Annotated in this window: 20 protein-coding genes; 14 read left to right on the top strand and 6 right to left on the bottom strand. The window is 66.9% G+C overall.

The annotated features are described in order from the left end of the window. Positions 1-11: 11 nt before the first annotated feature. The 5 genes from BMY03_RS14255 (at position 12) to BMY03_RS14235 (ending at position 4,456) form a co-directional block, all read left to right on the top strand. Entirely contained in the window at positions 12-1,544 is a 1,533-nt protein-coding gene (locus BMY03_RS14255) for an FAD-dependent oxidoreductase (protein WP_094011422.1), read from the top strand. Positions 1,545-1,632: 88 nt separating this feature from the next. Continuing rightward, entirely contained in the window at positions 1,633-2,178 is a 546-nt protein-coding gene (locus BMY03_RS14250; protein WP_244891321.1) for a hypothetical protein, read from the top strand. Next, entirely contained in the window at positions 2,175-2,606 is a 432-nt protein-coding gene (locus BMY03_RS14245; protein WP_094011421.1) for a hypothetical protein, read from the top strand. The genes BMY03_RS14250 and BMY03_RS14245 overlap by 4 nt, the downstream gene beginning before the upstream one ends. Before the next feature lie 94 nt (positions 2,607-2,700). Beyond that, complete coding sequence (locus tag BMY03_RS14240; protein ID WP_038706357.1) at positions 2,701-3,708, top strand: aldo/keto reductase; 1,008 nt, start codon at positions 2,701-2,703, stop codon at positions 3,706-3,708. Positions 3,709-3,823: 115 nt separating this feature from the next. After that, positions 3,824-4,456 (top strand): LysE family translocator, encoded by a 633-nt coding sequence (locus tag BMY03_RS14235; RefSeq protein ID WP_038706358.1) that lies wholly within the window; start codon positions 3,824-3,826, stop codon positions 4,454-4,456. 3 nt (positions 4,457-4,459) lie between these two features. Here BMY03_RS14235 and BMY03_RS14230 read toward each other — a convergent pair whose 3' ends face one another. Beyond that, complete coding sequence (locus BMY03_RS14230; RefSeq protein WP_094011420.1) at positions 4,460-5,647, bottom strand: MFS transporter; 1,188 nt, start codon at positions 5,645-5,647, stop codon at positions 4,460-4,462. Positions 5,648-5,758: 111 nt separating this feature from the next. Here BMY03_RS14230 and BMY03_RS14225 point away from each other — a divergent pair, with 111 nt between their 5' ends. Next, on the top strand, positions 5,759-6,679 hold the full coding sequence (locus BMY03_RS14225; RefSeq protein ID WP_094011419.1) for a LysR family transcriptional regulator: 921 nt from the start codon (positions 5,759-5,761) through the stop codon (positions 6,677-6,679). 26 nt (positions 6,680-6,705) lie between these two features. Here the strand turns inward: BMY03_RS14225 and nfsB are convergent, their stop codons facing one another. After that, positions 6,706-7,359 (bottom strand): oxygen-insensitive NAD(P)H nitroreductase, encoded by a 654-nt coding sequence (nfsB, locus tag BMY03_RS14220; protein ID WP_038706361.1) that lies wholly within the window; start codon positions 7,357-7,359, stop codon positions 6,706-6,708. Between the two features lie 103 nt (positions 7,360-7,462). Here nfsB and BMY03_RS14215 point away from each other — a divergent pair, with 103 nt between their 5' ends. From BMY03_RS14215 to BMY03_RS14200, 4 genes are all read left to right on the top strand, one after another. After that, a complete protein-coding gene (locus BMY03_RS14215) occupies positions 7,463-8,383 on the top strand; it encodes a LysR family transcriptional regulator (RefSeq protein WP_094011418.1) in 921 nt (306 codons plus the stop codon). Positions 8,384-8,417: 34 nt separating this feature from the next. Next, positions 8,418-9,032, top strand: coding sequence for a LysE family translocator (locus BMY03_RS14210; RefSeq protein WP_038706363.1), 615 nt, complete (start codon positions 8,418-8,420; stop codon positions 9,030-9,032). A gap of 78 nt (positions 9,033-9,110) precedes the next feature. Then, positions 9,111-9,941: an AraC family transcriptional regulator gene (locus BMY03_RS14205; protein ID WP_094011417.1), complete on the top strand. Its 831-nt coding sequence runs from the start codon at positions 9,111-9,113 to the stop codon at positions 9,939-9,941. A gap of 49 nt (positions 9,942-9,990) precedes the next feature. After that, positions 9,991-10,575: a LysE family translocator gene (locus tag BMY03_RS14200; RefSeq protein WP_094011416.1), complete on the top strand. Its 585-nt coding sequence runs from the start codon at positions 9,991-9,993 to the stop codon at positions 10,573-10,575. A gap of 7 nt (positions 10,576-10,582) precedes the next feature. On the opposite strand, the gene BMY03_RS14195 is transcribed toward BMY03_RS14200, so the two are convergent. Beyond that, on the bottom strand, positions 10,583-11,476 hold the full coding sequence (locus BMY03_RS14195; RefSeq protein WP_038706366.1) for an EamA family transporter: 894 nt from the start codon (positions 11,474-11,476) through the stop codon (positions 10,583-10,585). 260 nt (positions 11,477-11,736) lie between these two features. On the opposite strand from BMY03_RS14195, the gene BMY03_RS14190 reads away from it, so the two are divergent. Further along, positions 11,737-13,134, top strand: a complete 1,398-nt coding sequence (locus BMY03_RS14190) for a purine-cytosine permease family protein (protein WP_094011415.1) — start codon at positions 11,737-11,739, stop codon at positions 13,132-13,134. 131 nt (positions 13,135-13,265) lie between these two features. After that, positions 13,266-14,573, top strand: coding sequence for a substrate-binding domain-containing protein (locus BMY03_RS14185; protein WP_094011414.1), 1,308 nt, complete (start codon positions 13,266-13,268; stop codon positions 14,571-14,573). A 5-nt stretch (positions 14,574-14,578) separates the two neighbouring features. On the opposite strand, the gene BMY03_RS14180 is transcribed toward BMY03_RS14185, so the two are convergent. Next, entirely contained in the window at positions 14,579-15,913 is a 1,335-nt protein-coding gene (locus BMY03_RS14180) for an ATP-binding protein (RefSeq protein WP_094011413.1), read from the bottom strand. After that, positions 15,910-16,656 carry a response regulator gene (locus tag BMY03_RS14175; protein ID WP_052062214.1) on the bottom strand — a complete coding sequence of 249 codons (747 nt, stop codon included), beginning with the start codon at positions 16,654-16,656 and terminating at the stop codon, positions 15,910-15,912. The genes BMY03_RS14180 and BMY03_RS14175 overlap by 4 nt, the downstream gene beginning before the upstream one ends. Positions 16,657-16,777: 121 nt before the next feature. Here BMY03_RS14175 and BMY03_RS14170 point away from each other — a divergent pair, with 121 nt between their 5' ends. Together BMY03_RS14170 and BMY03_RS14165 are read left to right on the top strand one after the other, a co-directional pair. Continuing rightward, positions 16,778-17,116: a hypothetical protein gene (locus BMY03_RS14170; protein WP_023632737.1), complete on the top strand. Its 339-nt coding sequence runs from the start codon at positions 16,778-16,780 to the stop codon at positions 17,114-17,116. Beyond that, positions 17,113-17,772 (top strand): DUF3313 domain-containing protein, encoded by a 660-nt coding sequence (locus BMY03_RS14165; RefSeq protein WP_094011412.1) that lies wholly within the window; start codon positions 17,113-17,115, stop codon positions 17,770-17,772. The genes BMY03_RS14170 and BMY03_RS14165 overlap by 4 nt, the downstream gene beginning before the upstream one ends. A gap of 14 nt (positions 17,773-17,786) precedes the next feature. On the opposite strand, the gene BMY03_RS14160 is transcribed toward BMY03_RS14165, so the two are convergent. Continuing rightward, positions 17,787-18,839 carry an NAD(P)-dependent alcohol dehydrogenase gene (locus tag BMY03_RS14160; RefSeq protein WP_094011411.1) on the bottom strand — a complete coding sequence of 351 codons (1,053 nt, stop codon included), beginning with the start codon at positions 18,837-18,839 and terminating at the stop codon, positions 17,787-17,789. Positions 18,840-18,870 lie beyond the last annotated feature (31 nt).

Raw genomic sequence — 18,870 nt, 5'->3', positions numbered from 1 at the left:
AGGAGATCCCCATGACCTTCCATGCCGTGGCTAGCCTCGACCAGCTTGAACAACTCCGTCCCCTGCGCGTTCAGGTTGGTACCGAAGAAATCGTCCTGGTACGCCAGGGCGAGCGGGTGCGTGCCTACCAGGCCAACTGCCCGCATGAGGGCGCGCCACTGGAACAAGGCGCGGTCTGTGGTGGGTTGCTGATCTGCCCCTGGCACAAGGCCGCCTTCGCCGTGGACGACGGCGCGGTGTGCGAGCCGCCGGCGCTGGCCGGTCTGCGCCGGCATGCCGTGCAGGTCAGGGACGGCCAGGTATGGGTGGACGAGCAGCCACTACCCGAGGCTGAAGCGCCGCGCCACAGCGACGCGCGCACCTTTGTCGTGGTGGGCGCCGGCGCCGCCGGGGCCGCCGCCATCGCCACCTTGCTCGACCATGGCTTTGCCGGCCGCCTGTTGTGGATCGACCAGGAACAGCCGAACGCTTACGATCGCACGGCCCTGAGCAAGTTCGTCATCGCCGGGCAAATGCCGGTGGACGAAGTGTCCTCACTACTCGCGCCAGTCGACCTGCGCCAAGGCCAGCTGCAGCGCATTCACGGCAAGGTACGCGCGCTGGATGCCGGCAAGCGCATGATCAGCCTGGCCGACGGCCAGCAGTTGAAATACGACGCCGCCCTGCTGGCCACCGGCGGCAAGCCCAACCGCCCCCAGCTCCCCGGCGTGCAACTGCCCGGCATCTGCGTACTGCGCTCGCGCACCGATGCCGCGCAGTTGCTCGACCTGGCCGAGCCGGGCCAGCCGGTGGTGATCGTCGGCGACGGTTTCATCGGCCTGGAGGCCGCCAGCGCCCTGCTCAAGTACGGCCTGCAGGTGCATGTGGTCACACGCCACGCCATCCCGCTGGCCAGGCAGTTGGGCGAGCGCATCGGCCAGACCCTGCGCGAGCTGCATGAGCGCAAGGGTGTGCAGTTCCACGGGCCGACCGAGGTGATCGGCTTCGACGGCCACGAGCGCGTCGAGGCCGTGCTGCTGGCCAATGGCGAGCGCCTGGAAACCGCGCTGGTGCTGCTGGGCACCGGCGTCACCCCGGCCACCCGTTTCGTCCAGGGCCTGGCCCTGGCCGAAGACCATTCGCTCACGGTGGACGCGCACCTGCAGGCCGCCGACGGCCTGTGGGCGGCCGGCGATGTCGCCACCTTCCCCCTGGCCGGCCGCCCGGTGCGCATCGAGCATTGGCGCCTGGCCCAGCAACACGGCGTGATCGCCGCCGCCAACATGCTCGGCGAGCGGCGCCGCTACGACGACGTGCCGTTCTTCTGGACCTACCAGCACGGGCGCACCTACGAAGTGCTCGGGCATGCCAGCGGCTGGAACCGCATCGAGTACGTCGGCTCGCCGGAACAGGGCGACTTCATCGCCCTGCAGTGCCTGGACGACCAGGTCGAGGCGGTGATCGCCAAGGGCTGTTCACGGGCCATGGCCGTGCTGTCGCAGCGCATGAAGCGGCCGCTGTCGAGCCGCGAGGCGCGTGAGCTGATCGATGCCTGGCCGGATTGAGACCTGGCGTTGACCCGGCAGTGGCACCGATACGGTCCTCACCGTACAGTACGCCGCAGACTCGCCTCATCGCATGGAGATTGACCCAGTGCAACTGGACCGGCACAAAAACCAGGCCCACCTCCTCGCCAGCACCCCGGCGCTGGTAGAGACGCCACAAGTACACCCTTTGGCAGACTACTTCAGCCAGGACGACGGGACACTGCCGGAAATCGAGCTCCACTTTGCCGTAAGCGCCGACATGCCGAGCGCATTCACACGCCTGTTCACCCTCGGTGCCAGGGTGGAGCGCGGTTGCTTGTGGGACAAGACAAGCGGGCGCGAAATACCCTTTACCGGCCCACAGGATGCCTCGCGTGTCAGCGAAGGTGTCGTCGAACCGTTTCATGTACTGGCGCAGGGCATCGACATCGATGGCCAGCCCCTCCCTGACCTGGGCGTGATGGTCTGTGAGCACGTCCTGACACTGGACTATTGCATGGGGCCCGACTGGGATGCGCCTCGAATCGACGCCCTGCTGTCGCTCCTGCGCCAACTTCAGCAACAAGGCGGCCAGGTTCGCATCCCTTGGTGGCAGGCAGACGGCGAACAGGAATTTCTACAGGCTCTCTGCTGCGGCGGGGTCGACGGATGAACTCGAGCTCCCCGAATATCCAGCGACTGCTCAGGAAGCGACAACTCAACGTACAGGAACAGAACCTGCTCACTGCCCATCGCATCAGAGAGTCGGCAAGGCCCTGGCTCACCCGTGAGATACCGCCTGCTCTGCTGGGCGTCGCCGAGAACCACGGGATCGACTGGGCACGCTCCTTGCTGCTGGACCTTGAGTTCGACTTCCCCGGCATGGCCAGCCTGACGGGCAGTCTGTTGACCGATACCGAACGCTTCATAGACTTCGAGATCGAAACCGACAGTAGCTACTGCCACCTGCTGTCCGTCGAGTGCTGGGAGGACGTGACGGCCCAGCATGACCACGGGTTGCGCAACCGGGGTACCGGCAAGGGTTATGCAACCATTGCCTTGGAGACAAGGCGCGAACTGCTCGGCCTGCCGACGCGCTGAGTACACGCCCTGCCTTCGCCACCGCGAGCTTTCAATACCGGGGTGAACTGTGTAAAACAAGTTCACCCACACTGTAAGGAAAGGATGACTCGCAATGATCTACCGCCCCCTTGGCCACTCCGGCCTGCAAGTCTCGGCCCTGACGCTCGGCAGCATGATGTTCGGTGAACAGACCAGCACCGAAGACTCGCTGCGCATCATCGACAAGGCCTGGGACCAGGGCATCAACTTCGTCGACACCGCCGATGTCTACAATGGCGGCCGCTCCGAGGAAATCGTCGGCGAAGCGGTGGCGCGCAACCGTCACGAGTGGATCATCGCCTCCAAGGCCGGCTATGGCCCGGTCGATGGCCTGCCGAACCGCAGCGGCCTGTCGCGCAAACACCTGTTCAATGCCATCGAGGCCACCCTCACGCGCATGGGCACCGACTATCTGGACATCTACTACCTGCACCGCGAGGACCATTCGGTACCGCTGGAAGAGACGGTGCGCGCCATCGGCGACCTGCTGGCGCAAGGCAAGATCCGCTACTGGGGCGTGTCCAACTTCCGTGGCTGGCGCATCGCCGAGATCTGCAACGTGGCGCACAGGCTCGGCGTGGCCAAGCCGGTGGTCAGCCAGCCGCTGTACAACATCGTCAACCGCCAGGCCGAGCCCGAACAACTCACCGCCGCCGCCTACCATGGCCTGGGCGTGGTGCCGTTCAGCCCGCTGGCCCGTGGCGTGCTCAGCGGCAAGTACGCGCCAGGCTCCACCCCCGACGAAGGCAGCCGTGCCGGTCGCCAGGACAAGCGCATCATGGAAGTGGAATGGCGCCAGGAATCGCTGGCCATCGCCCAGAAGATCCATGCCTATACCGAGGCCAAGGGCGTGGGCATCGTCGAGTTCGCCATCGCCTGGGTGCTGAACAACCGCCTGGTCAGCTCGGCCATCGTCGGGCCGCGCACCGAGGCGCAGTGGGACACCTATGCCGGTGCGTTGGAGGTCAAGGTCACGGCGGAGGATGAGGCCTTCATCGATTCGCTGGTGACGCCCGGCCATGCCTCGACCCCGGGCTTCAACGATGTCGCCCACTTCGTCAGCGGGCGCCTGGCACGCTGAACCGGCCTGGGCAACTTCTCTGGGAGCGGGCAAGCCGCTCCCTCAGCGGTGCCCAATGGCGGTCCGCGCCGATTACTGGCATTGTGTGTTTTTCCCAGCGCAAAGGACGCGCTCCATGGCCCTGCACCTCTGGTTGACCTTCTCCTTCGCCTACCTGCTCACCTCGCTGCTCCCCGGCCCGAATGTCCTGCTCACCGTGCGCAACGCCTTGCGCTACGGCCCGTCCGGCATGGGCATGACCCTGTTCGGCAACCTCACCGCGCAACTGCTGACGATCACCGCCGTGGCCATGGGCGTGGGCGCCCTGCTGATCTCTTTGCCCACGGCGTTCCTGGCGCTGAAGCTGGCCGGCGCCGCTTACCTGATCTACCTCGGCCTGCGCCAGTTGCTGGGCAAAGGCGCCCCCACCGCGCCGACGGCGCAGGTGGTAGCGACGCCGCCCCAGACGCAATGGCGGATCGCCGTGGAAGCCTTCCTGGTCTCGGCGAGCAACCCCAAGACCCTGGTGTTCTTCTGCGCCTTCCTGCCGCAGTTCCTCGAGCCTGGGCGGCCGATCTTCGGCCAGTTCGCGGCCATGTACCTGAGCGGCTCGCTGATCGTCTGCCTGGTGCACTCCTTCTACTGCTTCACCGCCTGGCGCTTCGGCCTGCGCCTGAAGGCTTCGCCCCTGGCGGCCTGGTTCAAGCGCGCCAGCGGCGCGCTGTTCATCGGCCTGGGCGTGCGCCTGCTCAACACCCGGGCGGTGTAGGCCTCACTCGCTCGCCAGCATGGCCAGGGTGGCGATCATCGCCAGCACGGCGAACCCGCATGCCACGTAGCCCAGGGCGCCCAGGCCCAGGACCTGGATCGACGCGCCGCCCAACGCCGCACCGGCGGCGATACCGGCATTGGCCGCCGACACGTTCAAGGTCCCGGCCAGGGCCTGGGCCTTGGCGCCGGCCTGCATCACCCGCACCTGACAGACCGGGAACAGCGCGGTGTAGGCGATGCCCCACAGCACCAGCGCGCCCCCCAGCAGCCATGCAGTGCCGAGCAACGGGGTGACCGCGCCCATGCCCAGCGCCAGCATCGCCAACAGCAGCAAGGTCGCCCGCAGCGGGCTCCGATCAACAATGCGCCCGGCCAGGCCGTTGCCGAGCATGCCGACCACGCCGAAGCCCATCAGCCACCAGCCCACTTCGCCGGCCGGCACGGCGGCCAGCTGTTCAAGCGTCTCGGCCAGGTAGGTGTAGGCAGTGAACATGGCGGTGAACACCAGCGCCGAGAGCAGCACATGGGCGATGAAGCGGCGGTCCTTGAGGATCACCGTCTGCCGCTCCCCCGGCGCACGGGCGGGTGCCGCCGGCACAGTCGGCAGCCACGCCCACATCAACAGCGCCACCAGCAGGCACAGCCCGGCGAGCAACGCGAAACTGCCACGCCAGCCGACCAGCCCGGCGGCCAGCGTGCCCAGTGGAATGCCGAAGACGAATGCGGCGGTGATGCCCAGGTACACCCGTGACACCGCCCAGCCCTCGCGCCCCGCCCCGGCCAATTGCCCGGCGCTTTCGCTGGCGGTGCCCCAATACACCGGCAAGGCCAGCGCGGCGATAAAGCGTGCCAATGCCAGCACCCAGATGTTCGGCGCCAGCGCCGACAGCGCGTTGGACGCGGCGAACACCAGCAGGATGGCGATGAACAGTCCCTTGCGCGGCACTGCCGACAGCCAGGCGGTGAGCGGCGGCCCGAACAACATCACGGTCACGGCGAACAGCGTGACCAACTGGCCCGCACCCGCAACCGAAAGGCCAAGGTCGCGGGCCAGCGCCGGCAGCAGCCCGAGAATCAGAAATTCGGTGGTCAGCACCGCGAAGCCGCCGATGGCGAAGAGGCCGATGGATAACCCCGTACGCGGCGCTGGGCGCGTGAGGGTGGCGTGGGTCAGGCTGGAAGTGGACATCCGCTGCAATCCTGGTTGAATGGAAGGCCAGCTTAATCTGGAATTTAGTTCCTATTGCTGGTAGTTATTCCTTTATCAAGTGAATCAGATTCATTAATAAAAGACCTCGCCATGTCTGCCTCGGAACGCCTCAAGGACATCGACTTCTTCGTCAGCGTGGCCAACGCTGGCAGCTTCATCGCCGCCGCCGAACGCATGAACCTCACCAGTTCCGCCGTGAGCAAGGGCGTCGCGCGCCTGGAGAAACGCCTGCAGGTGCGCCTGTTCGAACGCACCACCCGGCGCCTGGCCCTGACCGACAGCGGCGCCGACTACTACCGCGCGTGCACCCGCGTGCTGGCGGACATCGAGGAAGCCGAGCTGGCCCTCAACGATGAACACCATACGCCCTGCGGCAAGCTGCGCATCGACCTGCCAGCTACCTTCGGCCGTCTGCACGGCCTCCCTGCCGTACTCGACTTCGCTGCGCGGCATCCACGGCTGCAACCGCACATCACCCTCTCCGATCGCTTCGTCGACCTGGTCGAGGACGCCATCGACATTGTCGTGCGCATCGGCGGACCACAAACCTGGCAGCCAGGCATCGAGCACCGTTACCTGGGCAGCCAGCGCCTGGTGTTCTGCGCCGCCCCCGCTTATCTGGCTCGCCACGGCACGCCCCAAGACCTGCAGCAACTGCAGGCCCAGGGCTGCGTGCTCTATGCCTGCGCAGACGGCAGCACACCGGCCCTGCACTTTGCCGGCGCCCGCCCGGGCCTGACGCAGCTGCGCGGCATGCCCGGGCGCCTGGCCATCGGCGATGCCGAAGGCCAGGCGCTAGCTGTCAGCGCCGGGCACGGCATCGCCCAGTTGCCGACCTGGCTGGTGCAGCGCCAGCTCGATGACGGGACGCTGCAACAGATACTGCCGGCGTACGCGATGGAAGGATTGCCGATCAACCTGGCCTGGCGCCGCAACCGCGGACACCTGCCCAAGGTGAGCGCGATGGTCCAGGCCCTGGCCGAACGCCTGGGGCCGCTGATTCAGGGCTGACCCAGGTCAAGCGCCACTACCGATACTCACAGGAAGGTAAATACCTGCCCCGCCGCCAACCGCGACTTGCTCAGACCGGCATTGAAATCCTCCTCGCTGCGATAGCCCAGGCTCAGCAGCACCACGCTGGTGTAGCCCTGCTCGCGCAGGCCCAGTTCGGCGTCCAGGGCCTTGGCGTCGAAGCCTTCGATCGGCGTGGCGTCCAGGCCGTGGGCGGCGGCGCCCAGCAGCGCGGTGCCCAGGGCCAGGTAGACCTGCTTCTCCATCCAGTGCTGCAGGTCCTTGAAGTCATGGCGGTGCAGGTCGACATAACCGCGGCGGGTCTGGTCCTGGACTTCGCGGGCCTGCTCGTTACGGAAGCGGCCATCGGCGGCTTCCTGCGCCAGCACTGCCTGCAGGTGAGCTTCGGTCATGTTGGTGCGGGCGGCGAACACGATCACATGGGAGGCATCGCGCAGCTTCGGGCTGTTGTAGGCGAATCGAGCATCGGTGGCCTTGGCCAGGCGCGCCTTGCCTTCGGCGCTGTCGGCCACGACGAAGTGCCAGGGCTGCGAATTGACCGAGGACGGGCTGTGGCGCAACTGCTCGAGCAACGCGTCGATGGTGGCCTGGGGGATTTTGCGGCTGGCGTCGTAGGCCTTGGTGGTGTAACGGCGTTTGGCGAGGGCAACGGTGTCCATCTAGGGCAATTCCTCAAGGGTTCGTGAATGAATGGCATCTTATCTTCCCGACCGCAAAGAAAAACCAGCACAATGCAGCAACACTTTCATCCCTGGAGTGAAAATGCTGCGCATCAACGACCTCGAACTGTTCGCCCGTGCCAACGCCCTGGGCAGCTTCACCGCTGCGGCCCACGAGGCCGACCTGCTGCCCGGCCAGGTGGCCGCGGCGATCAAGCGCCTGGAGCGCGAGCTCGATGTGCGCCTGTTCGCCCGCACCACCCGCAGCCTGCGCCTGACCGCCGAAGGCGAGCTGTACCTGCCCACCGCCCAGCGCGTGATCGATGCCCTGCGCCAGGGCCGCGAGGACCTGCATGGCAGCCACAGCTGCCTGCGCGGCGTGTTGCAGGTGGCGGCGCCCTCGGACATGGGCCGCAACCTGCTGCGGCCCTGGCTCAGTGCATTTCGCCGCGAGCATCCGGGGTTGGGCCTGCGCTTCTTCCTCTCCGACCAGTTGGCCGACCTGTATCGCGATCCGGTGGACGTCGCCATCCGCTACGGCCAGAACGAGGACGCCAACTACATTGCCCTGCCCCTGGCGCCGTGGAACCGCCGGGTCCTGGCGGCCTCCCCGGACTACCTGGCGCGCCATGGCCGCCCGCTGACCCCCGAGGACCTGCAGCAACACGACTGCCTGCTATACCTGCAGCAAAGCCGGGTGTACGACAAATGGCGCCTGGGCAACCGCACCGTGCAGGTGCGCGGGCCGCTGTTCAGTGACGATGCCGACGTGGTGCGGCGCTGGGCGCTGGAAGGCGAAGGCATAGTCTACAAGTCGTGGCTGGATGTCAGCGCCGATGTCGCCGCCGGCGAGCTGGAGCTGCTGCTGCCCGAATACCCCGGCGAGCTGACCCCGGTGACCCTGGTGTGCCCGCACCGCAAGCAGCTCACCCCCGCCGTGGCCCAGTTGCACCTGTGGCTGCGCGAGCGTTTCGCCGCGCTGCGCCCGGACGACATGTTGCAGCCGTTGTCGCCGGGCGTATAGTGCATCCACCCCCGACCGCAAGGAGCTGTCATTCATGCCAAGCCTGGAATTTCTCGTCACCGCGCTGATCATCGTGCTGATCCCCGGCAGCGGGGTCATCCTCACTGTATCGAGCGCCCTGGTGGCCGGGCGACGCGCCTGCCTGTGGACCGCCACCGGCTGCACCCTGGGCATCGTCCCGCACTTGCTGGCCTCGGTGCTGGGGCTCTCGGCGCTCCTGCACACCAGCGCCCTGGCCTTCCAGGGCCTCAAGTTCGCCGGCGTCGCCTACCTGCTGTACCTGGCCTACGCCACCTGGCGCGACCGTGCGGCCTTCGCCGTGGACGCGCACGCCACCCCCGCCGCCGCCAGCCAACTGGTGATCAAAGCCTGCCTGCTGAATATCCTCAACCCCAAGCTGACGCTGTTCTTCCTCGCCTTCCTGCCGCAGTTCATCGTCCCGCAGGCCGGCTCCGCGACCGTGCAGATGCTCAGCCTCAGCGCGGTTTTCATGGCCATGACCTTCGTCGTCTTCGTCCTCTATGGCCTGCTCGCCCACCTGTTCCGCCGCGCCGTGATCGACTCGCCGAAGGTGCAGGCCTGGTTGCGCCGCGGCTTCGCCGCCTCATTCGCCGGGCTTGGCCTCAACCTGGCACTGGCCCAGCGCTGAAGGCTGCACAATCGTTCTAAACACCTGGGCCGTTTGTGCGCTAAGGTCATCCATCGACCACCCACACGGCCCGCCTCCATGAGCAACTGGATCGATCTCAGACAGGACGCCGACACCGGCATCGAGTCGGTCCGCGCCCATTTTACCGGCCACGCCTACGACCCGCACTGGCACGACAGCTTCCTGGTCGGGGTGACCGAACAGGGCGTGCAGCAGTTCAACTGCCGCCGCGAACGCCATTGCAGCACGCCCGGCCAGGTGTTCGTGCTCGAGCCTGGCGACCTGCACGACGGCCATGCGCCAACCGTGGAAGGCTTCACCTATTCGACCCTGTACCTGGACGCCAACTGGCTGGAAACCGAACTGCGCGCCCTGTTCGAGCAGGCCCCCTCAGGCGCCCTGCCCAGCTTCGGCACCCTGCTGCACCAGGATCCGCGCCTGGCCGGCGCCACCGCCCGGGCCTTCGAGACGGTGCACTACAGCGACCTGCGCATCGTCCGCCAGACCGCCCTGGACGATCTGCTGAGCTGCCTCACAGGCCACCTGCACTGGCGCAAACGCCTGGACCCAGATCCACGCCTGCCGCTGTGCGCCCAGGTCGCCCGCGACTATCTGCATGCGCACCTGGACCAGGACATCGGCCTGGCCGAGCTGGCACAGGTCTGCGGCGTCGACCGTTTCCGCCTGACCCGGGCGTTCAAGGCAGCCTTCGGCCTGGCGCCGCATGCCTACCTGATCCTGCTGCGCCTGGCCCGCGCGCGGCGGCTGCTGGCCCTGGGCGAAACGCCGGCCAGCGTCGCCACCGCCCTGGGCTTTGCCGACCAGAGCCACCTGGGCCGCTGGTTCCGCCGCGCCTACCGGCTGACCCCGGCGGACTACCGCAAGCGCTGCTCAAACCTTCCAGACTGAAGCCGCGCTGGCCGCGACCATGGTGCCTCGATCACACGGAGCCATGACCATGTCGCACTCGCTGTTGCCCTTCATCCTGTTTGCCCTGGCCGCCAGCATCAGCCCCGGGCCGACCAACCTGTTGATCCTCGCCCACGGTGCCCGGCGCGGTTTGCGCGCCAGCCTGGCACCGATCGTGGCGGCCTGCTGCGCGGCGGCGGCGGTGGTGTGGCTGGTGGGAATGGGGCTCGGCGCGTTGCTGCTGCGCTACCCCCTGGCGCAGTTGGCCATGAGCTGGGCCGGCGCCCTGTGGCTCAGCTGGCTGGCCTGGAAGATGCTGCGCAGCGCCTGCGCCCCCTTGCTGGCGGGCAACGACAGTGGCCTTGGCCCACTGAGCGCGGCGACCCTGCAGGTGGTCAACCCCAAGGTATGGGTGACGGCGGTGGCGATGGTCGGCCTGTTCGCCACCCCGGCACTGCCGATGGGCTGGCTGGCCCTGGTGTTCCTGCTGGTCGCCCTACCCAGCATGACCGCCTGGGCATTGATGGGCATCGGCAGCGCACGCTGGTTGCGCTCGTCGCGGGCCTTGCGCCTGTTCAACCAGGGTCTGGCGGGGTTGCTGCTGGTGTCGGCCTGGTCGGCCTTGCTGGTATGAGCGCCGCTCAGGTGCGCCCGGCGCTGGCGGTGCGCAGGCGCATCCCCAGTCGTGGCCCGAACACGTTGATCAACAGGCCCAGCATCACCAGCAGCGCCCCCCAGCCTTGCGCCTCGCTCAGGCGCTCGCCCAGCAGCAGTGCCGCGGAGCTCAGGCCCACCACCGGCACCAGCAGCGAGAACGGCGCCACCTTGCCCGCCGGGTGGCGCGACAACAGTTTGCTCCACAGGCTGTAGCCGACCATGGTGGCGACGAACGCCAGGTACGCCAGGGCCAGCACCGAACTCCAGCCGATGTTGGCCAGGGCATGGCCAATGCGCTCGGGGCCTTCCAGCCACCACGACAGTGCCAGGAACGGCAGCGGCGGAATCAGCCCGCCCCAGATCACCAGGGCGACCAGGTCCACCTGGCCGAAACGCCGGGTGATGATGTTGCCCATCCCCCACATGGCGCCGCCGCACAGGGTCAGCAGCAGCGCCACCAGCGGCACGTGGCCGCTGTCCTCGCTACCGATCACCGCCAGGCCGCTGGCGGCCACCAGCAGGCCGAGCACACTGGCCAGGCGCAGCCGCTCGCCGAGAAACATGGCCGCGAAGCCCAGGGTGAAGAACGCCTGGGACTGCAGCACCAGCGAGGCCAGCCCAGGCGGCATGCCACTGGCCATGGCCTGGAAGAGGAAGGCGAACTGGCCCAGGGAAATGGTCGCGCCATAGGCGATCAGCCAGCGCCACGGCAGGTTCGGGCGCTTGATCAGGAACACCGCCGGGAAGGCCACCAGCAGGAAACGCAGGGCTCCGAGCAGCATCGGCGGCAGGCCGTCGAGCCCCACCTTGATGATCACGAAGTTGACGCCCCAGGCGATGATCACCACCAGGGCGATCAGCAGGTCCTTGAGTGGCATTGCAGGCATTCCTTCTTCAGGCTTGTTATAGACATATTTGGTTACAGCATACGGGCATCACGCCGCCGCGGACCAGCACAGTTGCGTAGCAGCCTTGTGTAACAGTCGGCTGTGATGGCCGGAGAAAGCACGCGATCACCCTGTGCAAGCTTCACTTGACCAGACTTGTATATACATGATCATATCGGGCTTCGGCCATCCGCCCTGCGTCCCGCCGATAGCCGCCGCCTTTCACAAAAACAACGAAGCGGAGCCTCCCGATGTCCAGCAAACCCGTGATCGAGCGCCGCTCGATCGACTACATCCCCGAGTCTGAGCGCCATGGACGGGTCTACAGCCAATTCACCCTGTGGCTGGGAGCCAACCTGCAGATTACCGCGATCGTCACCGGCGCCCTGGCCGTGGTGCTGGGCGGCGACGTGTTCTGGTCGTTGATCGGCCTTTTGCTCGGGCAACTGGTCGGCGGCGCGGTGATGGCCCTGCATGCCGCCCAGGGTCCGCGCCTGGGGCTGCCGCAGATGATTTCCAGCCGTGTGCAGTTCGGCGTTTACGGCGCGGCCATCCCCATGGCCCTGGTGTGCCTGATGTACCTGGGCTTCACTGCTACCGGCACGGTACTGTCCGGCCAGGCCATCGGCCAGTTGCTGAGCATCAGCGACAGCGCCGGCATCCTCATCTTCGCCGGGGTGATCGTGCTGGCGACCCTGGCCGGCTACCGGGTGATCCACTGGATCGGCCGGGTGGCCAGCGTGCTGGGGATCATCGCCTTCGTCTACCTGTTCAGCCGCATCCTGATGCTGGCCGATATCGGCCAGTTGCTCGACAACCGCCACTTCAGCTGGGCCAGCTTCCTGCTCGCGGTGTCGCTGGCCGCCTCCTGGCAGATCGCCTTCGGCCCTTACGTGGCCGACTACTCGCGCTACCTGCCCAGCCACACCTCACCACTCAAGACCTTCCTCGCCGCCGGCCTGGGCTCGGTGCTCGGCGCCCAGGCCTCGATGATCCTCGGCGTGTTCGCCGCGGCCATCGCCGGTGGCCAGTTCTCCGGCCGCGAGGTGGCCTATATCGTCGGCCTGGGCGGTGCCGGTACCACGGCGGCGCTGCTGTACTTCTGCATCGCATTCGGCAAGGTGACCATCTCGACCCTCAACAGCTACGGCAGCTTCATGTGCATCGCCACGATCATCAGCGGCTTTCGTGGCCACCTGCAGATCAGCCGCGTGCAGCGCCTGGTGTTCGTGCTCGGCATCGTCGGCGCGGCGACCCTGGTCGCGCTGCTCGGGCAGCACTCGTTCCTCAGCGCGTTCAAGTCGTTCATCCTGTTCCTGCTGACCTTCTTCGTGCCCTGGAGCGCGGTGAACCTGGTGGACTACTACTTCATCACCAAGGAACGCTATGACATCCCGGCACTGGCCGACCCGGATGGCCGCTACGGGCGCTGGAACTGGCCAGGCATCGGCGTGTACACCTTCGGCGTGCTGGTGCAGATGCCGTTCATCGACACCAAGCTGTACACCGGGCCCATGGTCGCGCAACTGGGCGGCGTGGACGTGTCGTGGCTGATCGGTTTGGTGGTACCCAGCGTGCTGTACTACTGCGTGGCGCGCCGTCGGGCGGCCGAGGCACCGGCGAGTATCATCGTGCCGCAGACCCATTGAGCTGAAAGCCCTCAAGCCTGGGAGCGGCGCAGCGCCGCTCCCAGGCTGCATCTGGCCAAAACAGCGCTGTCATCTTTCAGTCAGATCTCTGTCGTAATCTGCGGTGCAACTCGGTGCCACAGGTCTCCGGCATGCCTCGCCTGCTTCCCCTACTGCTGTGCCTGCTTGCGAGCCTGGCTTGCGCCGAGCCGGCGCAACTGCGTATCCAGGGCTCCAACACCATCGGCGCCGCGCTTGGCCCAGCCTTGGTGCGGGGCCTGTTGCAAGCGCAGGGCGCAAGCGCCATCGAGCGCCAGCCTGGTGTCTCCGCCAACGAGACCACGCTTCACGCTGTCGATCGCAACGGCCTGCCCTTGCACATCGACATCGCCGCCCACGGCACCAGCACCGGCTTCGCCGCGTTGCCCCGGGGCGAAGCGGACCTGGCCGCGGCCTCGCGACCGATCAGTGACAGCGAGCTGCAACAGTTGCAGGCCCTGGGCAACCTGCGCGGCGCGGGCTCGGAGCAGGTCATCGCCCTGGATGGCGTGGCGGTGATCACCCATCCGGACAACCCCCTCGCGCAACTGACCACCACGCAATTGGCGCAGGTGTTTTCCGGGCAGTTGCAGCGCTGGGAGCAGCTGGGCGTGCCCGGCGGGGCGATCCACCTGTATGCCCGCGACGACCGCTCCGGCACCTTCGAGACCTTCAATGCCCTGGTGCTTGCCCCGCACAACCAGGCGCTGGCCCCCCAGGCGCGTCGCTTCGAATCAGCCGATGCGCTGGCCGCCCAGGTCATGGCCGACCGCCAGGCCATCGGCTTCAGCGGCCTGGGCACGGTCCACCAGACCAAGGTGCTGGCGGTGGCCGAGGGTGACGCGCCTGCCCTGCTCCCCAGCCGCGCCTTGGTGGCCAGCGAAGACTACCCGCTGTCGCGTCGCCTGTTTTTCTACCTGCCCGCCCACGCCACGCCCCAGGCCAGGGCCCTGGCGGAGTTCGCCCAGAGCCCCGCCGGACAGGCGATCGTCGCCGACCAGGGGTTCGTCTCCCAGCAGATCAAGCCACAGCCGGTACCGGCCCAGGCCGACATGCCGCCGCGCTACCGGGCACTGGCCAGCGAAGCGCAACGCCTGAGCGTCAACTTCCGTTTCCAGGAAGGCAGCGCCAGCCTCGACAACAAGGCCCTGCGCGATGTGCAACGGGTCGGCGACTACCTGCGTCAGGCCGGCAAGCTGCAGGGCAAGGTGGTGCTGGTGGGCTTCGGCGACCCCAAGGAAACACCCGGCCGCGCCGCCCTGCTGTCGCGGCTGCGGGCCATGGCGGTACGTCGCGAATTGGCCCGGGCCGGGGTCCAGGCCAGAGACGTAACGGGCATGGGCGACGAGTTGCCGGTAGCCGACAACGATCTGCAGCAGGGGCGCCTGCGCAATCGCCGCGTCGAGGTGTGGGTGTACTGACCCGCTCAGCGCCCATCGGGCAGTTCGACCCGGGCCACCAGCCCGCCACCCACGCGATTGCGCAGGGTCAGCTCGCCGCCTTGCTCGCGCACGCTGGCACGGGCGGCCGAGAGCCCCAGGCCGACGCCGCCGGTGTCGCGGTTGCGCGATCCTTCCAGCCGGTAGAACGGATCGAACACCCGCTGCAAGGCCTCTTCGGGGATGCCCGGCCCGCGGTCGCTTACTTCGATGACGATGAGGTGCCCGGCATGGCTCAGGGTGATCTGCGGATCACGGGCATACTTCATGGCGTTTTCCAGCAGGTTGACGATCACCCGCTTGGTCGCCAGCGGACGGCCGTCATGCACCAAGTGCGCCGGGCCCTTGAAGGTGACGGCGAGCTGCTGGTCGCGGTAGTCGTCGACCAGGGTCTGCAACAGCTCCGACAGGTCGTAGGCCGTACGCTGCTCCAGCTGCGTGCCTTCGCGAAAGAACGCCAGGGCTTCGTTGATCATGCTCTGCATCTCTTCCACATCGCGGATCAGCTTGTGCTTGTGGTCCAGGTCTTCCATGAACTCGCTGCGCAGACGCATGCGTGTCAGCGGGGCGCGCAGGTCGTGGGAAATCGCCGCCAGCATGTGGGTACGCTCGCGAATGAAGTGCTGGATCTGCGCCTGCATGGTATTGAAGGCGATGATCGCCTGGCGGATCTCCTCGGGCCCTTCGATGTCGATGGGAGGGGCCTGCAGGTCGCCACCGAAACGTCGCGCCGCGCTGGCAAAACGCTGCAAGGGAGCGGCTAGCTGACGAGTGGCGAGCCAGGCCACCAACAAGGTCGCCACCAGCCCCAGGCCGATCACCACCGCCAGGCGCGCCGTTACGCTCAGGCCCCAACTGCGCTCCGGCGGCACGAACAACAACCAGCTGTCATCAGCCAGGGCGACCAGCGCAATATAGTGAGCCTCGGGGCTGCCCTTGGGCCAGTCGTCGGGGTTGTAGACCTCGATGACGCGTGCCGGCCCCAGCAACTGCCCCATCGCCGGCACCTGACCGGAGGTAAACTGCACGCCAGGACCGGGTAGGCCGAAATCGCTGCGCTGGGTGCTCCAGGTCACCTGCAGAGTCGGCGTGCTCGCCGCCAGGGCCAGTTTGCTGCGCAGCGCCGGCGGTGCGCGCTCGATCACCCGCGTGATGACGGCGATCTGTTCGAGCAGGCCGGTGCGGTCGATGGGCGGGCGCGCCCAGCTACCCGCCAGCTGGACGAACAAGGCATTGAGCGCCAACGAGGCCAGCAACGCGACGAAGATGGTCAGGGCAATCCGTTTACGCAAGGTATCGCGGCCCAGCAGGCGACGGATCACGAGCGGCTGACCTTGGCGGTGAACAGGTAGCCGCCATTGCGCACGGTGCGAATCAGATCCGGGCGCTTGCTGTCGGGCTCGATCTTGCGCCGCAGCCGGCTGACCTGCACATCGATGCTGCGGTCGTAGGCGTCATGGCCCTGGCCACGGGTCAGGTCGATCAACTGCTCGCGGGTAAGGATGCGCTGGGGATGTTCGAGGAACACCACCAGCAGGTCGAACTCCGCGCCGGACAGCGGGATCATCACCTGCTCGGGCGAACGCAGCTCGCGGCATGTGACGTCCAGGTGCCAACCGGCGAAACCGATCACCGGCCTGGCCGCCTCGCCGCGCGACGCCTGCTCGCCGACACGGCGCTGCACGGCGCGCAGGCGGGCCAGCAGTTCACGCGGATCGAAAGGTTTGGTCAGGTAGTCGTCGGCGCCCAGTTCCAGGCCGATGATACGGTCGCTCAGCTCGGCCATGGCGGTGAGCATGATGACCGGCACTCCGACCTGCGCACGCAGCTTCTGGCACAGACTCAGACCGCCCTCGCCCGGCAGCATCAGGTCGAGGATAATCGCGTCCGGGCGCTGGCGCTCGATGGCCGCCCACATCGCCTGGCCTTCGGCGGCCAGGTCCACCTCATACCCCTGCTGGACGAAGAATTGCTTAAGCAGGGCGAGGATTTCCACATCGTCATCGACGATCAGCAGTCTGCTCACGGTGGTACAGGTCCGGATAAAAGGCGTATCTAAAACCATTGCGGCGCCCGGGTCATTTATTTCAATCGGGCAACATTTCGTCACCCCCGACACGATTCGGACATCACCTGGCAAACATTGCCCTGCACCCTGCGGGCCTTCCACTCGCCGAGGGCTCCCCATGAAGATAGCCGACAGCCGCAACAGCACCGACGTTCAAGAAGGTTCCGCCCCCCTGATCCTCAGCCAGCGCCACACCAGCCGCGGCCAGACGGGCTCACTGATCGTGCAGCAAGAGAGCCTGAGCCTGGCGGACAACCTGGGCTACATCATCCTGCGGCGCTACTTCGAGCATTACGATCCGGGCTGTGGCGAATGGGTCGAATACAGCCATACCGTGCCCATCCGTGAGCTGGTCCACTGGCTGATGGCGCATGGCAAGTTGCAGATCCAGGCTTCGCAGGACGCGCCCCCGCCCCAGGCTTGGCAGGCCGCCGCGCAAGAGGAGCGCCGCCCATGAGTCAGCGGCATCTGCTGACGGTCATGCTGACCAGCACGCTAAGCTTATCGGCTTGCAGCAGCCACAAGCCGGCCCCGGCCGGGTTTCTCAAGGACTACGCCCTGCTCACCCCGCACCAGGCGCCGTCTGGCGGTACCCTACTGAGCTGGGCCGACCCTAAATGGCCACGGGGGCGCTACATCGAGGTCTACCTGGCGCCCAGCCGCTTCTACCCGGCACCCGAACCGAGCCCGCGTATTCCCCAGGCTACCCTCGCCTCGATCACCGACTATTACGACGCGGTTCTGCGCGAGGAAATAGGCAAGGTGATGACGGTAGTGGATGCCCCTGGCCCGAACACGCTGGTGGTCAGGCCCGCCATTACCCGTATCAGCGCCGACGCGCAAAGCCTGCGCTACTACGAGTGGCTGCCGATCACCCTGGTCGCGGCTGGAGTAAGCAGTGCCGTGGGGATGCGCGACCGGGACAGCGAGATCGCCACCGAACTGTCGTTCGAAGCCGGCACCAGCGGGAGGGTGGTGGGCGAGGCGATGCTCGCAGGCACTGGCGTGCCGCTTGAGAACGACCGCCAGGTGATGACGGCCGACAACGTCAAGGCCGTGCTCGATGGTTGGGGCGTCGACCTGCGCCAGGCATATGCGGCGCCCCTCAGATAACGAGCCGCCTCGACTCAGGCCTTCAGCGTGGCCATGTCGATGACGAAACGGTATTTCACATCACCCGCGATCATCCGCTCGTAGGCCTGGTTGATGTTGCGGATGTCGAGCATCTCGATATCGCAGCTGATTCCGTGCTCGGCGCAGAAGTCGAGCACCTCCTGGGTTTCTGCGATGCCACCGATCAACGAGCCGGCCAGCACTCGGCGCTTCATCACCAGGTTGGCCGCATGCAACGGCGGCTCGACCGGCTCGATCAAGCCGACCAGGATATGCACGCCGTCGAACCTCAAGGTTTCGAGGTAGGGGTTGAGGTCGTGCTGGACCGGGATGGTGTCGAGCAGGAAGTCGAAGCGGCCGGCCGCGGCGCGCATCTGTTCGGCGTCGGTGGAAACGATCACTTCATCTGCCCCCTGGCGCCGGGCCTCCTCGGCCTTGGCCGCCGAACGGGTGAACAGCGTGACATGCGCCCCCAGGGCCTTGGCTAACTTGATGCCCATGTGGCCCAGCCCGCCCATGCCCAGCACGCCGACTTTGTGCCCCGGGCCAACGCCATGGTGCTTGAGCGGCGAGTAGGTGGTGATGCCGGCGCAGAGGATCGGCGCCGCGCTGGCCAGGTCGAGGCCTTGGGGAATGCGCAGGACGAAATCCTCGCTGACCACGATGCTGCTCGAGTAGCCGCCCATGGTATTGCTGCCATCGACTCGGTCGGGGGTAGCGTAGGTCATGGTCGGGCCTTCCAGGCAGTATTGCTCGACGCCCTGGCGGCAGGCTTCGCAGTGACGGCAGGCATCGACCATGCAACCTACACCGACCAGATCGCCCACCTGGTAGCGGCTGACCTGCGCGCCAACCGCAGTGACCCGACCGACGATCTCGTGGCCCGGCATCAGCGGATAGACGGCGATGCCCCACTCGTTGCGGGCCTGATGGATATCGGAGTGACACACGCCACAGTAGAGGATCTCGATGGCGACATCGTCGGCCCGCGGGCTGCGACGCTGGAAGCTCATGGGGGCCAGGGGGCTGGTGGGGGACTGGGCGGCGTAGCCGATGGCGGTGTACATGCGGACCTCTCTCAGGTGAAACGGTTCAGGC

Source organism: Pseudomonas soli, assembly GCF_900110655.1.
Taxonomy (GTDB): domain Bacteria; phylum Pseudomonadota; class Gammaproteobacteria; order Pseudomonadales; family Pseudomonadaceae; genus Aquipseudomonas; species Aquipseudomonas soli.
Note: the sequence above shows the minus strand (reverse complement) of the source record. Positions and strands in the feature narration are given on the sequence as shown.